Consider the following 15,045-nt stretch of genomic DNA (forward strand, 5'->3'; position numbering starts at 1 on the left):
CAAGACACCCCGTTGGGGTGCCTCTGAAGGGGTGCGTCACGGTCCAGGCTGGACGGCCCCCGGGTACAGGGACGCCGGGCGTCCGGCCGGGCCTGCAGTGGTGCGAATCTCCTGACCGGCGGTGGGCCGGTCGATTCGGGAACCGGCGCGAGGTGGCTGTTCCAGAAGCTCGCTCACCGTCATTCGCCAGCATGCGCGCGGCCTGAAAAAAGTGTCAAGATCTGAGGCCGGTGGTGCTCCCGAGGTGGGACGAATGAGTCCACCATTCGGTCAGTCAGATGCGCACGACGAGCTTCCCGGTGGCTGCACCGTCTTCCATCCGCTGGTGCGCCTCGCGGATGTCGCCGAGTTCGTACACGCGGTCGACGGGCACCTGGGCACGGCCAGCGGCGACGTCCTCGAGGAACCCCCGGAGGACGTCAGCGGGCAGGTCGTCCGCCTCACCGGCATAGGAGGTCAGGCGCACCCCGCGGGGGATGTAGTCGATCGGGTAGAAGTCCTTAACGGACCACTCGTTCGAGAGCATGCCGGTGAAGCACACCGTGCCGTGGACCCTGGTGGCCCGCAAGGTGTCGGGCAGTGTGGGCGTGCCGACCAGCTCCACGGCTGCGTCGACGCCGTCGGGCAGCAGCGCATGAACCTGGGTCGCGACGTTGCCGTCGTCGACCAGCACATCATCGACACCGATCGCGCGCAGTGACTCGGCCTTCGCCGGATTGCGCGTGGTGGCGAGCACCCTGACGCCCTTGCGCTTCGCCAGCACGGCAGCGGCCATGCCCACCGAAGAGGTTCCGCCACGGATCAGCAGCGTCTGGCCGGGCTGGATGTCCAATCCCACGCTCAGGGATCCGAACGCCGTCTGGAGCATCTCCGGCACCGCTCCGAGGACGGCCCAGTCGAGCTCGGAGTGGAACGCGATGACCTGGCCTTCCGGGACGCAGGCGTACTCGGCGTAGCCGCCGTCGAAGACCCGGCCCATCCCGCCCATCATCGTCATGACCTGCTGGCCCTCCTCGAACTCGCCGCCGGGCGCGAGGTCGACGATGCCGGTGGCCTCGATGCCCAGGACCCGCGGGAGGGTGACACCCTCGGCGAGCCCGAGCCGGGTGTGCAGCTCAGAACGGTTGAGGCCGAACGCCTTGACCCTGATGCGGACCCAACCCCGGGCTGGGAGGGGCAGTGGCAGCTCGCGCAGGTGCAGGTTCGTGACGGGGCCGGGTGCGTCCAGCACGACGGCACGCATGGTCGGCTCACCCATGATGTTCTCCGAGCAACTCACGGATCCAGCGTCGCTGGGCGCGGCTGGTCTCGCGCGCCGACACCAGCATGCCGCGGCGGTACGGGTCATCGACGTCCCCCGCGGCCAGCGGCTGGTCGGATTCGTAGAAGAAGCTCACTCCCGGCTGGTCGAGGAAGTCGAGCCGGCGGCGGAGCACGGCATGCTGGTCGGCGACGTCGGGGAGCTGCGACAGGAAGGCCAGGACGACGAAGAAGCGGTCCCCATCGGTGATGTCGTAGCCGTTGGCGTCGCGCAGTCGGGCGTGCAGCTCCGCCAGGCCGGGCGCGGTGAGCCGGAAGGTCTGGCGCTGCGCTGATCCCGCTCCCGGTGCCGGTTCCTCGCGGGCGATGAAGCCCGCCGATTGCAACCGCTTCAGCGCGGGATAGATGGTGCCGTCGCTGATGGCGCGCGCGTATCCGTGCAGGCGTTCCATGCGCCGTCGCAGCTCGTAGGCGTGGAGCGGGCCCTCCGCGAGGAAACCCAGGATCATCATCTCGATCACGGTGTCAGGATACACGAAAACCCTCGATTCGAGTTATCTCGTTTCGAGGGGTAGAATGGTCGAGGCCCATCGGCACGACTCAGGGGGAAGCGTGGGAATCGAGTTCAAGCACGTCGGAAAGACCTACGCCGACGGCACCGTCGCCGTCGCGGACTTCTCCCATCACGTGCCCTCGCACGGCACGGTCGCGTTCGTCGGGTCGTCCGGCTCGGGCAAGACGACGCTGCTGCGCATGGTCAACCGGATGGTCGATCCCAGCCGGGGCGCGGTCCTGATCGACGACGAGGACGTGCGTGAGCTCGACAAGGTCCGACTGCGTCGGCGGATCGGCTACGTCCCACAGGCCGGCGGGCTGCTCCCCCACCGCACCGTGGTCGACAACGTCGCCACCGTGCCGGTCCTGAACGGCATGTCGCGGCGTGCCGCCCGTTCCGACGCTGCGGAGCTGCTGGCGCTGGTCGGCCTCGATCAGTCCCTGGCGCAGCGCTACCCCGCCCAGCTCTCCGGTGGTCAGCAGCAGCGCGTCGCCGTCGCCCGCGCACTGGCGTCCGACCCCAACATCCTGCTCATGGACGAGCCCTTCGGCGCGGTCGACCCGATCGTGCGACGCGACCTGCAGGACCAGATGCTCCGGATCCAGGCCGAGCTGGCCAAGACGATCGTGATCGTCACCCACGACATCGACGAGGCGTTCAGGCTCGCCGACGACGTCGTGGTGCTGCGGGCCGGCGGCGTCGTCGCTCAGGCCGGCTCGCCACAGAGCATTCTCGCCTCCCCGGCCGATGACTTCGTCCGCGACTTCGTGGGCGCGGACCGGCCCGGCCGCAACCTGCGCACGGTCGACGTCGACGGCCGACGACTCGTCGTCGATGGTGAGGGCCGTCCCGTGGGTGTCCTGCGATGACCTGGCTGCAGAACAACTGGTCCTGGGTGGTGGAACTGACGCTCCAGCACCTGGCGCTCGCGGTCCCGGCGATCGTGGCGAGCGTGGCGCTCGCGGTCCCCTTGGGCCGGCTGGCGCACCGCCGACCTCGACTGCGACAGTCCGTGCTGGGCCTAGCCAGCGTCCTTTACGCGATTCCCGCCCTGCCCCTGCTGATCGTGATACCGGTGGTCTTCGGGATTCCGCTGAGATCGCCGCTCACGCTGGTCATCGCCCTGACGCTCTACGGGACCGCCCTCCTGGTCGGAACGGCCACGGACGCCTTCGTCGCGGTGGACGAGGGCGTGCGCGAATCCGCCAGGGCCATGGGCTACAGCCGGCGTGCCATGTTCTGGCGGGTCGACCTCCCACTGTCCGTACCTGTGCTGCTATCCGGCATCCGGGTGGTGACCGTGAGCACCGTCAGTCTCGTGACCATCGGCGCCCTCGTCGGAATCTCCAGTCTCGGCACGCTCCTGACCGACGGATTCCAGCGCGGCATCACCAGCGAGGTCGTCACCGGCGTCGTGGTGACGATGGCTCTGGCTCTCCTGCTCGACGGGACACTTCTGGCGGTCGGCCGTGCCCTCACGCCGTGGCAGGGCCGCCGCCGATCCCACACCGTCACGGAGGAGGTGGCGCTGTGAACATCCTCCTCGACGCACTCGCCTGGATCTTCGACCCGTCGAGCTGGACCGGATCGAACGGTGTCGGCGTCCGGCTGGCCCAGCACCTCGCGGTGACCGTGGCCGCTGTCCTGATCGCTGCCGTCCCGGCAGTTCCGCTCGGCGTGCTCGTCGGCCACACGCGCCGCGGGCGCGGGGCCGTGACCGCACTGGCCGGTGCGGTCCGAGCCGTGCCGACACTGGGGCTGCTGACCCTCCTCGCCCTGCTGATGGGGGTCGGTGTCGGCGCGCCGCTGCTCGCGCTCGTCGCCCTCGCCGTGCCTTCGCTGCTTGCCGGCGCCTACGCCGGGATCGAGGCCGCCGATCCGGTCGCGGTCGACGCCGCCCGCGCCATGGGCATGAGCGAGTGGCAGATCGTCCGAGACGTCGAGCTCCCCCTCGGGGCCGGCGTGCTCATGGGAGGAGTGCGCGCCGCGACACTGCAGGTCGTCGCGACCGCGACGCTCGCCGCGTACACCTCCGACACGGGACTGGGCCGGTACCTGTTCACCGGTCTCAAGTCGCGCGACTACCCGCAGATGCTCGCGGGAGCCCTCCTCGTGGCGGCACTTGCGCTCCTGCTCGACCGACTCCTGGCCACGCTCCAGCAACGCATGACTCTCCTTGCCCACCGCCCCGCCGTTGACGCCCGTCCGGGCGCCTGACCGAAAGAAGACCATGAACTCCACTCGCTTGAACCTCGGCCTCGCCACGGGCCTGGCTGCCCTCCTCACCGTGAGTGCGTGCGGCGGATCGGATCCGCTCGCGAACGACGGAGGCAGCTCCGACACCATCGTCGTCGGCTCCCAGGACTACTACTCGAACGAGATCGTCGCTGAGATCTATGCCCAGGCGCTGGAGGCCGAGGGCCTCGACGTCGATCGGCAGTTCCGCATCGGTCAGCGTGAGGCCTACGTCCCCGAGCTCGAGTCCGGGAGCATCGACCTGTTCCCGGAGTACTCCGGTCCGCTCCTGCAGTACTGGGAGTCAAAGACCCCGGCGCGGCTGAGCGACGACGTCTACGCGGCGTTGCAGAAGGCCACGCCTGACGGCCTGCGCGCCCTGGAGCAGTCGCCGGCAACGGACCAGGACTCCTATGTCGTCACCCGCGAGTTCGCCGAGAAGTGGGACCTGAGCACGATCGCCGATCTGGCGAAGGTCACCGATCCGCTCACCCTGGGTGGCAACTCCGAGGGCGAGAGCCGTCCGAACGGGCCGAAGGGATTGAAGTCCGCCTACGGCGTCTCCGTGGACTTCACCCCGATCGAGGACGGTGGAGGCCCCCTCACCGTCAAGGCTCTCGCGGACGACGACATCCAGCTCGCGATCCTCTACACCGCCGATCCGTCGATCCGCGAGAACGACCTGGTGACCCTCGAGGACACCAAGGGCTTGTTCCTGGCATCGCACGTCGTCCCGATCGCCAGCGACGACGTGGACAAGGACGCCGCGGCCGTCATCGACAAGATCAGCGCTGCCATGAGCGCCGACGATCTCGTGCGACTCAATCAGCTGAGCGTCGAGGAAGAGCGCCCCGCCAAGTCGATCGCGGCCGACTGGCTCGAGGCCGAAGACCTCGCCTGACCCCTCCCCCAGCTTCCCGGCCGCAACGGCTCGGGCAGACCGACAACACCACCAGGAGCAAACCATGATCACTCACGTCTGGAGCATGACCTTCACCGACGCGTCCACCCCCGAGCAGCGCGAGGCACTCGTCGCGGCGATGGCCGACCTGCCGAACCAGATCGACGGCGTCGCCTCGTTCCGGTCGGGACAGGACCTGGGGCTCAACCCCGGGAACGCCGAGGTCGGCATCGTCGCGGAGTTCGCGGACGAGCAGGCGTGGCGCTCCTACCTCGAGGCCCCCGCACACGTCGCGTTCGTGGATGACCACGTGACCCCACTGTGCGCGTCCTGGGGTGCGTTCCAGCTGCACACCGCCTGACCGGCTCGGAAGGTGCGCCTCGGCGAGTGTCGCCGGGGTGCACCATCCTCACCACGAGAAGAATCCGCGCCCTGACTTGCGGCCGAGCTCACCGGCAGCCACCTTGTCGCGGAGGATCTGCGGAGGCGTGAACCGCTCCCCCACCTCGGCAGCGAGGTGCTCGGCGATCGCGAGACGGACATCCAGTCCGACGATGTCCGTGGTCCGGAGTGGACCGACAGGATGGCGATAGCCCAGGGTCATCGCCGTGTCGATGTCACCGGCGGAGGCCACACCCTCCTCGAGCATCCGGATCGCCTCCAGGGCAATGGCGACGCCGAGTCGAGACGACGCGAACCCGGGCGTGTCCGAGACAGTGATCGCCGTCTTCCCGAGAGCGCTCACCCAGGTCTCGGCGGCGGCGACGAGGTTGCAGTCGGTCTTCGCACCCACGACGATCTCCACGAGGTCGCTTGCGGGGACGGGATTGAAGAAGTGCAGGCCGATGAGCCGGTTCGGCGCGCCGAGCGCCGCCCCGATCGCATCGACCGAGAGGCTCGACGTGTTCGTCGCGAGCCAGGCGGCTGGGGCGACCTCCGCGACTGATCGAAGGACCCGCTGCTTGAGCGCCACGTCCTCGGGAACCGCCTCGACCACGAGCTCAGCGGCCTCGAGGTCACTTGCGTCGACGGTGGTGCTGAGCCTGGCGCGGACGTCTGCAGCCGGCGCGGACAGCACGCCGCGCTCCTGCGCCTTCTCCAGCGACGCAGCCACCCGTTCCTTCGCGGCATCCGCGGCGCCCGAATTCGCCTCGACGACGATCACGCGGGCGCCGGCGAGCAGGAAGGCGTGTGCGATGCCGGCACCCATCCGTCCACCGCCGTAGACGCCGACTGTGGTGGGGACGCTCATGATGTCTTCTTCCTCTCGAGGAACGCGGTCATCCGCTCGAACTTCTCGTCGGTCTCAAACAGCACGGCCTGGGCGACGTCGTCGACGAACGGGTGCGCCTCGCGGGGCGAGTGGAACACCGCCTTCGTCAACCGGACAGCCAACGGGACCTGCCGGGTGATCCGGTCGGCCCAGCGGTGCCCTGCCGGCACCAGCTCGTCACGTTCCACCACCTCGTTGAGCAGACCCGCACGACGCGCCTCGTCCGCGTCGAGGACACGGCCGGCGAGCAGGATCTCCTTCGCGACGGGCTCGGCCACGATCTCGCGCAACCGCCACGTGCCGCCGGCGGAGGCGATGATGCCGAGGCCGGGCTCCGGGTTGCCGAATCGGGCCGACGTCGTCCCGATGCGGAAGTCGCAGGCATAGGCGAGCTCCGCGCCTCCACCCAGTGCGTAGCCGTCGACGAGCGCGATCGTCGGCATGGGCAGCCGCTGCAGGCGGCTGAAGGCGCGCGAGTTGATGCCGCGCAGGGCGTCGTCGCGGCGCCGCTCGCGCATCTGGTTGATGTCGGCCCCGGCGGCGAAGATCCCACCGGCGCCGGTGAGGAGCAGCACCTTCGGGTCGCTCTCGAGGCAGGCGCAGAGCTCATGGAGCTCCTCCGACGTCTGCAGGTCGATGGCGTTGCGGACCTCGGGTCGGTTCAGGGTCGCCACGACCCGGTCGGCGTGATGCTCGACGGCGATCGCCGCGCTCACGGCCGCTCCAGCAGGATGGCGACGCCCTGTCCGACGCCCACGCACATGGTGGCCAGGCCTCGCCGCCCGCCGGTGCGCTGGAGGCGTCCGAGCAGAGTCGTGACGATGCGCGCTCCGGAGGCGCCGAGGGGGTGGCCCAGCGCAATGGCGCCACCGTCGGCGTTGACGATCTCGGGGTCGAGGTCCAGGTCGCGGATGCACGCGATGGACTGTGAGGCGAAGGCCTCGTTGAGCTCGACCGCGTCGAGGTCGTCGATGGTCCAACCGGCTCGGTCCAGAGCCTTGCGGGTGGCCGGCACGGGACCGATCCCCATGATCTCCGGCGGGACGCCGGCGTTGGCGACGGCCGCGATCCGCGCCAGCGGAGTGATGCCGTGGCGCTCGACGTATGCCTCGCTGGCCACGACGACGCCGGCCGCACCGTCGTTGAGCGAGCTGGAGTTGCCGGCCGTGACCAGACCTCCGGGTCCGTGTAGGGGGCGCAGTGCGGAGAGTCGTTCGAGCGTGGTGTCCGGGCGCGGGCCCTCGTCCAGGTCGACGCCGTCCACGGCCACGATCTCGTCGGCGAAGTGACCCGCCTTGATGGCGGCGACCGAACGCTCGTGGGAACGCAGCGCGAACTCGTCGAGCTCCGCTCGTTCGAGACCCCATTGCTCGGCCACCCTCTCGGCCGTCTGAGGCATCGACGATGTCGTCTCAGCGCTGAAGCGTGGGTTCGGGAACCGCCAGCCGATCGCCGTGTCGAACGTCGCCCCCGGCCCGCCCCAGGCCTTCTGCGGCTTCTCCATGACCCATGGGGCCCGCGTCATCGACTCCACGCCGCCAGCGATCACGAGGTCGGCGTCCCGAGCGGCCACGGCCTGTCGGGCGGTGCCGATCGCGGAGAGGCTCGAGGCGCACAGGCGGTTCACCGTCAGGCCCGGCACGGTGTCCGGCAGCCCGGCGAGCAGCAGGGCCATCCGTGCCACGTTGCGGTTGTCCTCCCCCGCCTGATTCACCGCGCCCAGGATGACCTCGTCGACCTGCTCGGGGTCGAGGGAGGCCCGCTTGACGAGTTCGGCGATGACCGTGGCGGCCAGGTCGTCCGGGCGGATGCGCGCGAGGGTTCCGCCGTACCGTCCGATCGGCGTCCGAGCGGCCGCGATGATGAATGACTGCATGAAGAACCTTCCTTAGGAGCTGGTCAGCGCGGGGAGGCGCGGATCCGATGTGACGATCTCGTGCTTCACGAGCTCGTCGATCTGCTGGTCGCGAAGTCCGAGGCCCTGGAGCACGGTCCGCGTGTGCTCACCGAGAGCAGGGACGGCCCCCATCGCCGCCTCGACGTCACTGAACGTCGCGGGCGGCAGGAGCGCCGGAACGACGCTGTGCTCGGTCGCGACCTCGCGCCAGCGTCCGCGCGCCCGCAGTTGCGGGTGGGACACCACGTCGGACATCTGCTTCACCTGTGCCGCAGGCACGCCTGCAGCCTCCAGGCTCGTGATGAGGTCGTCGGTCGCCCAGCGCCGGGTGTGGGACGCGACGGCAGCATCGCATGCGGCTCGATGAGCCACCCGGTCGACGTTCGTCACGAAACGTGGGTCGTCCGCGAGCTCGGGCGCGTCCAGCACGTCACGGACCAGACTCCGCCAGCCGCGGTCGTTCTGCACCCCGATGAGGACCTCACCGTCCCGCGTCGGGAAGGCGTCGTAGGGAGCGATGGACGTGTGGCCCAGTCCCATCCGCGGCGGCGCCGACTCGGTGAACATCTGTGTGTAGAGCGCGTGCCCGAGCCACTCGACGGTCGCCTCCAGCATCGACACCTCGATGCTGGCTCCCTCACCGAACCGCCACCGCCGCAGGAGCGCGGCAAGGACGGCTTGGGCGCAGTACAGCCCGGAGGCGATGTCCGCGGTGGGGATGCCGGTCTTCACGGCGGTCTCAGGAGTGCCCGTGATGGAGATCAGCCCCGCCTCGGCCTGGATGAGCATGTCGTACGCCTTGCGCTGCTCGTGCGGGCCTCCGGTGCCGAATCCCGACAGGTCGACAGTGATCAGCTCGGGGTGGTTCGAGCGCAGCTCGTCGGTACCCAGGCCCAGTCGCTTCGCGGCGCCCGGGGCGAGGTTCTGCACGAACACGTCGGCGCTGTCGACGAGACGACGGACGATGTCGCGGCCCTCGGCCGTCTTGAGGTCGACGGCGACGGACTCCTTGCCGCGGTTGAGCCAGACGAAGTGCGCCCCGGTGCCGTCCACCACGTGGTCGTAGCCACGGCTCAGATCGCCACCGTCGCGGCGTTCGACCTTGATCACACGGGCACCCAGGTCGGCGAGCTGACGCGTCGCCAACGGAGCCGCGACCGCCTGCTCGACCGCCACGACCGTGACGCCCTCCAGAGGCAACCTCATGACAGGTCTCGCTTCGCCTGACGGACCAGTCCGCCGCCGACGATCAGGCGCTGGATCTCGCTCGTCCCCTCGTAGAGACGCAGGAGTCGGACGTCGCGGTAGATCCGCTCGACCGCGACCTCGCGCATGTAGCCCGATCCGCCGTGCACCTGGACGGCGAGGTCGGCGACCCGGCCCACCATCTCGGTGCAGAACAGTTTCGCCGCCGAGGGCGAGATCCGCCGGTCCTCCCCCGTCACCCAGGCCAGCGCGGTCTGGCGCACGAGAGCACGACCGGCGAGCACGCCCGTCTGCTGATCCGCGATCATCGCCTGGACCAGCTGGAAGTCGCCGATGCACTCGCCTCCCTGCGTCGCTGTCGCCGCGTAGGCCAGCGACTCGTCCAATGCACGCTGCGCCGTACCGACCGACAAGGCGGCGATGTGCACGCGGCCTCGCGCCAGTGACGTCATGGCGGCCTTGTAGCCCACGTCGCCGGCACCGCCGACGAGCGCGTCGGCACCGACTTTCACGCCCGTGAAGCTGACGTCGGCCGTCCGCGAACCCTCCTGGCCCATCTTCGCGTCCTTCGCTCCGACCTCGATGCCCGCAGCATCGGCGGGGACCAGGAAGACCGAGATGCCCGGGGACACGTCGCTGGCCGGCGCCGTTCGTGCGAAGACGACGAACAGGTCCGCGTCCGTCGCATTCGTGATGAAGCACTTCGCGCCATCGATGACCCACGCGTCGCCATCCGGTCGAGCCGTGGTGCGCAGGCCCGCCGGGTTCGATCCGGCGCCCGGCTCGGTGAGAGCAAACGACGCGACGACCTCACCGGAAGCCATCGCCGGAAGCCACCGCGCCTTCTGCTCGTCGGTGCCGAAGTTGACGAGCACCTGGCCCGCGATCCCGTTGTTCGTCCCGAACATCGAGCGCAGCGACAAGGACGTGTAGCCCAGCTCCATCGCCAGCTCGACGTCCTGCACGAGGTCCAGACCGAGACCGCCCCACTCCTGGGGAATGGCATAGCCGAACAGTCCCATCTCGGCGGCGCGCCTCCTGAGATCCTCGGGGATGGCGTCCGTGGCCATGATCTCGAGCTCACGCGGCATGACGTGGTGCTTGACGAAGTCGCCGACCTGCTTCAGGACGTCGGCGAAGACGTCGCTGGGAACGTCGGGGTTTCCGGAGTACATGTCTCCACGATCACCCGAACATTTGGTTCAGTCCAATACTTAATCGTCTACTCTGTGATACCTGGACAAGAATAGATCGGAGGGATCATGGACTTCCAACAGATCCGGGCGTTCCTAGCCGTCGCCGAGGAGCTGCACTTCGGGCGCGCCGCTGAACGACTGCACATGGCGCAGCCGCCGCTCAGCCGGACCATCAAGCAGCTCGAGCGAGAGCTGTCCACCCAGCTCTTCGATCGAAACACGCGCTCGGTGAGCCTCACCTCCAGCGGACAGGCGCTGGTCAGCCCGGCCCGCGAGGCACTGGAGGCGTTGCGTCAGGCGGAGGCCGCGGTGCGGTTCGCCGACGAGGGCGAGATCGGCCTGGTGCGGGTCTCCTTCGCCGGGGTCTCCACGCACCGGATCGTCGCCCAGCTGGCGAGGGTCGTCAGGTCCAAGAGACCGGGGATCCAGCTGGAGCTCTCGAGCCAGAACTTCGCCCAGCCCGCCATGCGCAAGCTCGTCCAGGGCGACAGCGACATCGCCCTCGGCCGGTGGGACGTCATCCCGCCCGACATCCTGGCCGAGGTGGTCATGGCCGATGCGCTCGTGGTCGCCGTCCCGGACACCCATGCGCTCGCGGGCATGCGCTCGGTGTCGAGCCGCGATCTGGCTCGCGAGCCGTTCGTGTCGCTGCCGCCCCACGAGGGAGCAGTCCTGCCGGACCGCCTGCGTCGGCTGGCGCGAGAGAACGGGTTCGTGGCCGACGTCGTCCAGCTCGCGCCCGACACGCAGACCGCGTTGGCTCTGGTGAGCGCGGAGGTGGGCTGCCACCTCACCCTGCGCTCGGTGGCGCAGAACTCGGCCGATCCGCACGTCGCGTTCGTCCCCCTCGAGGACGAGACCCTTGACGTCGATCTCCGGGTCGCGTGGCGGCGCGACGATCGCGGGGCGGCGCTGCGGGCGGTGCTGGACGAGGTCCTCCAGCTGACGACGTCAGAGTGAGGCCTCGCCGGACTCGATGCCCAGCTGACGCACCTTGCGGTAGAGCGTGGTGCGCCCGATCCCGAGTCGGCTGGCCGCCGCGGAGCGGTTGCCGTGCGATGCCTCCAGCGCTCGCACGATCGCGTCCCGCTCCGCCTCCTCCATGGGTGTGAGCCGGCGGCCGGTCGGCGCCTGCTGCAGCCGCGCCGGCAGATCCTTGCGTTCGATCACCGACGTGCGCACGTCACGCACCACGCCCCCCAGCACCTCGACCAGCTCGCTGACGTTCCCCGGCCACCGCCAGGCCATCAGCGATTGCATCGCGGCGGGCGAGAGCGTGTGTCGGCGGTCCTTGTCCACTCGTTCGAGGATGTCGGTGACCAGCGCCGGGATGCGCTCACGGTTCTCGGACAACGGCCGGGTCCGCTCCACGGCGTCGACCTGGGCGACGGCGTCCCTCACGGCGCCCGCGGCATCGCTGGCGTGGATCGTCGCGAACAGCACGGACGAGCGCTCGCCCTCCATGACTGCCGCGCGGTGCTCGCGCACGACCGTCCCGAGTCGTCCGGCCTCCACGTCACTCAGTTCCTCGACCCGGCGCAACAGGACGTCGTCGCCAGCGTCGAGCCGGCGACGCAACTGGTCCCACGCCACCCCGGGGAGAGCCGAGATCTCGTGGAGTGCACGTCCGGGGCGAAGGACACCGTGGCGGTCGCGAGCGACCATCGCCCGTCCGGAGCCCCGAGGACCGTCGACCACCACCACCGCCGTGCCGACGGGGCGGTGTCCCTTGGACTCGACGGGCTCGAACACCGAGACCTCCTCCGGCGCCAGGTCGGCGAAGTGCGCGACGAAGTGCGTGTGGGCTCCCTCGACGACCCGGCGCGCCACGACCTCCACCCCCGCCTCCGGCAGCTGGAGCCGCACCGGATGCCCGTCGATCCAGGCTCGGCTGTTCAACAGCTCCCACAGCATCACGTGCGAGCTCACGCTCACGTAGGGAAGCCCGGGCGTGTTCGCGAGCAGGGAGTCCTTGTCCAGGACGATGGTGGGACGACGGGCGTTGGTGTACCGCATGAAGGACATCGCCAGAGCGAGGTCCTGCGGGCGCGACGAGGCCCTGAGCCGCTCCTCGATCTGCTGGCCGATCTCGCGCGTGACCGACATCAGCAGCGGATTGGTGACCCGGGTCAGACCTCCGAGCGAGACCGCGCCGATGACCGAGCCGGTGGGCGTGAAGAGAGGCGCGGCCGCACAGGTGATGTCGGACAGCAGCTCGTTGTAGTGATGAGCGCCCTGGATCAGGACGGGCCCCTTCTCCACGATGGCCGTCCCCAGCCCGTTGGTACCGACGACCTCCTCGGAGTAGTCGAAGCCCTCGGCGGCGTTCGCTCGGTCCAGGCTCTTCTCCGCGCTGCGGTCACTGGCGCGGCGCGCCACGATGCTGCCGGCGCGGTCGCTGACGAACAAGGTCGTCCCCGTGTCGGTCAGCTGGTGCTGCCAGCGGTCGAGCACCGGCTCGGCGGCGCGCAGCAGGATCGACTCGGGGTCGATCTCGCGGGTCTGCTGAGCCGGCCCGTCCTCGGAGACGCGGCTGCTGATGGACCTGCGCCAGCTGCGTGTGATGACGTCCGGGACGAGGTCGGCGTCCGGGTCGGCTCCGGTGAGGCCGGACCGCTTCAGCTGGTCTCGCGCATCACGCACGGGGTCGCTCACGGGCATCCTCCTGTTCTCTTCACCACCATGCTCCTGATTCGCAGTGATTTCCAATGCCGGGTCGAGATCACATCTTTACCCGCCCGGTATCAATCCTCGCAGTGGACAGCGAATTCCGGTGTTCCAGATTGGAACACCGTCCGGAGTGACGGACGTCTCACGATGGAGTGGAACGTGAACCACGCCACACCGGCGGTCACCGACATGAAGGAGAACACGTCATGGCTGACGCAAACAGCGACCCGGTCCAGAGCCTCGATGCGCTCGTCGTGGGACTCGGCTTCGGAGGGATCTACTCCCTGCACAAGCTCCGTAACGAACTCGGCCTCGACGCCGTGGCGATCGACAAGGCCGGCGGCGTCGGCGGCACCTGGTACTGGAACCGGTACCCCGGAGCCCTCTCCGACTCCGAGAGCTTCGTCTACCAGTACTCGTTCGACCGCGATCTCTACGCCCAGACGCCCTGGAAGACCAAGTTCGTCACCCAGCCGGAGATCCTGGAGTACCTCGACGGCGTGGTCGACCGCTACGACCTGCGGCCGCACACGCGCCTCGAGACAGCGATGACCCGCGCTGCCTTCGATGACACGACCGGCCGATGGACGGTCGAGACCGACCGCGGCGTCACCTACTCGGTCCGGTTCCTGGTTACCGGCCTGGGCCTGTTGTCCGCCACGAACGTCCCGGACATCGCCGGCATCGACACCTTCGCGGGCCGACTGGCCCACACCGGTGCCTGGCCCGAGGACCTCGATCTGACCGGGAAGCGAGTCGCGGTGATCGGCAACGGATCGACCGGCGGCCAGGTCATCCCGGCGATCGCGCCCGTCGTCAAGCACCTCACCTCGTTCATGCGCACCCCGCAGTACAGCGTTCCTGCGGGCAACCGCGAGCACACGCCGCAGGAGCTGCAGGAACTGGTGGACAACTTCGAGGCGAACTGGAACCAGGTCCGCGAGTCGAGCCTGGCCATGGGCTTCGTGGAGAGCACCGCCGAGACCTTCGCCGTCTCCGACGAGGAGCGTGAGGCTGTCTTCGAGGCGGCATGGAACCACGGTGGCGGCTTCCGGTTCATGTTCGAGACCTTCGGGGACATCGCCACCGATCCCGAGGCGAACGAGGCTGCCGCCTCGTTCATCCGCCGCAAGATCGCGCAGATCGTCAAGGATCCCGAGACGGCACGTCGCCTCACGCCGACCGACCTGTACGCGAAGCGTCCGCTCTGCGACTCGGGCCTGTACGAGACGTTCAACCGGGACAACGTCTCGATCGAACGGATCGACGAGAACCCCATCGAGCGCATCGTCCCCGAGGGGATCCTCACCGCCGACGGCGTGCTCCACGAGCTCGACGTCATCATCCTGGCCACCGGGTTCGACGCCGTGGACGGCAACTACCGGCGCACCGAGATCCGTGGCCGCGATGACGTGCTGCTGGCCGACCACTGGGCCGACGGCCCGACGAGCTACCTCGGCATGGCCACCACCGGCTTCCCGAACATGTTCATGATCCTCGGACCGAACGGACCGTTCACGAACCTGCCGCCGTCGATCGAAGTCCAGGTCGAGTGGATCAGTGACACGATCGGCCGGCTGGCTGCTCAGCCCGGCGCCTGGCTCGAGGTCCGCAAGGACATCGAGCACGACTGGACCGAGACGTGCGCCGACATCGCCGACGCCACGCTGTTCCCCAAGGCGGCGTCGTGGATCTTCGGCGCGAACATCCCGGGCAAGCGCCGGACCGTCATGTTCTACCTCGGCGGGCTCAAGGAGTACCGCGGGATCCTGGCCGCAGAGGCCGCGCAGGACTTCCCCGGCTTCGCCCTGCACGCGCCTGCGTTCGTCACAGCCTGACCCACCAGCGGCC

General features: G+C 69.2%; 15 protein-coding genes. 7 read left to right on the plus strand and 8 right to left on the minus strand.

What is annotated here, in order from left to right; translation table 11 throughout:
• Positions 1-274: 274 nt before the first annotated feature.
• Positions 275-1,279, minus strand: coding sequence for a zinc-binding alcohol dehydrogenase family protein (locus H1W00_RS11585; RefSeq protein ID WP_206680014.1), 1,005 nt, complete (start codon positions 1,277-1,279; stop codon positions 275-277).
• Positions 1,251-1,772 carry a PadR family transcriptional regulator gene (locus tag H1W00_RS11590; RefSeq protein ID WP_194956520.1) on the minus strand — a complete coding sequence of 174 codons (522 nt, stop codon included), beginning with the start codon at positions 1,770-1,772 and terminating at the stop codon, positions 1,251-1,253. The genes H1W00_RS11585 and H1W00_RS11590 overlap by 29 nt, the downstream gene beginning before the upstream one ends.
• Before the next feature lie 106 nt (positions 1,773-1,878).
• Here H1W00_RS11590 and H1W00_RS11595 point away from each other — a divergent pair, with 106 nt between their 5' ends.
• From H1W00_RS11595 to H1W00_RS11615, 5 genes are all read left to right on the plus strand, one after another.
• Positions 1,879-2,685: an ABC transporter ATP-binding protein gene (locus H1W00_RS11595; RefSeq protein WP_338072905.1), complete on the plus strand. Its 807-nt coding sequence runs from the start codon at positions 1,879-1,881 to the stop codon at positions 2,683-2,685.
• Positions 2,682-3,350, plus strand: a complete 669-nt coding sequence (locus H1W00_RS11600) for an ABC transporter permease (protein WP_181755841.1) — start codon at positions 2,682-2,684, stop codon at positions 3,348-3,350. Before H1W00_RS11595 ends, H1W00_RS11600 begins: the two co-directional genes overlap by 4 nt.
• Positions 3,347-4,033, plus strand: coding sequence for an ABC transporter permease subunit (locus tag H1W00_RS11605; protein ID WP_181755842.1), 687 nt, complete (start codon positions 3,347-3,349; stop codon positions 4,031-4,033). Before H1W00_RS11600 ends, H1W00_RS11605 begins: the two co-directional genes overlap by 4 nt.
• Before the next feature lie 13 nt (positions 4,034-4,046).
• Entirely contained in the window at positions 4,047-4,952 is a 906-nt protein-coding gene (locus tag H1W00_RS11610) for an ABC transporter substrate-binding protein (RefSeq protein WP_181755843.1), read from the plus strand.
• Between the two features lie 64 nt (positions 4,953-5,016).
• On the plus strand, positions 5,017-5,313 hold the full coding sequence (locus H1W00_RS11615) for a Dabb family protein (protein WP_181755844.1): 297 nt from the start codon (positions 5,017-5,019) through the stop codon (positions 5,311-5,313).
• A 48-nt stretch (positions 5,314-5,361) separates the two neighbouring features.
• Here the strand turns inward: H1W00_RS11615 and H1W00_RS11620 are convergent, their stop codons facing one another.
• The 5 genes from H1W00_RS11620 to H1W00_RS11640 are packed head-to-tail and all read right to left on the minus strand — an operon-like array spanning position 5,362 to position 10,503.
• Complete coding sequence (locus H1W00_RS11620; RefSeq protein WP_181755845.1) at positions 5,362-6,204, minus strand: 3-hydroxyacyl-CoA dehydrogenase family protein; 843 nt, start codon at positions 6,202-6,204, stop codon at positions 5,362-5,364.
• Complete coding sequence (locus H1W00_RS11625) at positions 6,201-6,941, minus strand: enoyl-CoA hydratase-related protein (protein ID WP_206680015.1); 741 nt, start codon at positions 6,939-6,941, stop codon at positions 6,201-6,203. The genes H1W00_RS11620 and H1W00_RS11625 overlap by 4 nt, the downstream gene beginning before the upstream one ends.
• A complete protein-coding gene (locus H1W00_RS11630) occupies positions 6,938-8,101 on the minus strand; it encodes a thiolase family protein (protein WP_181755847.1) in 1,164 nt (387 codons plus the stop codon). The genes H1W00_RS11625 and H1W00_RS11630 overlap by 4 nt, the downstream gene beginning before the upstream one ends.
• A gap of 12 nt (positions 8,102-8,113) precedes the next feature.
• Positions 8,114-9,328: a CaiB/BaiF CoA transferase family protein gene (locus tag H1W00_RS11635; protein ID WP_181755848.1), complete on the minus strand. Its 1,215-nt coding sequence runs from the start codon at positions 9,326-9,328 to the stop codon at positions 8,114-8,116.
• Positions 9,325-10,503 (minus strand): acyl-CoA dehydrogenase family protein, encoded by a 1,179-nt coding sequence (locus H1W00_RS11640; protein ID WP_181755849.1) that lies wholly within the window; start codon positions 10,501-10,503, stop codon positions 9,325-9,327. The genes H1W00_RS11635 and H1W00_RS11640 overlap by 4 nt, the downstream gene beginning before the upstream one ends.
• 87 nt (positions 10,504-10,590) lie before the next feature.
• On the opposite strand from H1W00_RS11640, the gene H1W00_RS11645 reads away from it, so the two are divergent.
• The gene (locus tag H1W00_RS11645; RefSeq protein ID WP_181755850.1) at positions 10,591-11,484 is read left to right on the plus strand and encodes a LysR substrate-binding domain-containing protein; all 894 of its coding nucleotides are present in this window, start codon (positions 10,591-10,593) and stop codon (positions 11,482-11,484) included.
• Here the strand turns inward: H1W00_RS11645 and H1W00_RS17090 are convergent.
• On the minus strand, positions 11,476-13,179 hold the full coding sequence (locus tag H1W00_RS17090; protein WP_181755851.1) for a helix-turn-helix domain-containing protein: 1,704 nt from the start codon (positions 13,177-13,179) through the stop codon (positions 11,476-11,478). The two genes, H1W00_RS11645 and H1W00_RS17090, sit on opposite strands and share 9 nt — an antisense overlap.
• 221 nt (positions 13,180-13,400) lie before the next feature.
• On the opposite strand from H1W00_RS17090, the gene H1W00_RS11655 reads away from it, so the two are divergent.
• On the plus strand, positions 13,401-15,032 hold the full coding sequence (locus tag H1W00_RS11655) for a flavin-containing monooxygenase (RefSeq protein WP_181755852.1): 1,632 nt from the start codon (positions 13,401-13,403) through the stop codon (positions 15,030-15,032).
• The last annotated feature ends 13 nt before the right edge of the window (positions 15,033-15,045 follow it).

It is taken from the genome of Aeromicrobium phoceense (assembly GCF_013868155.1).
In the GTDB taxonomy this organism is placed as follows: Bacteria; Actinomycetota; Actinomycetes; order Propionibacteriales; family Nocardioidaceae; genus Aeromicrobium; species Aeromicrobium phoceense.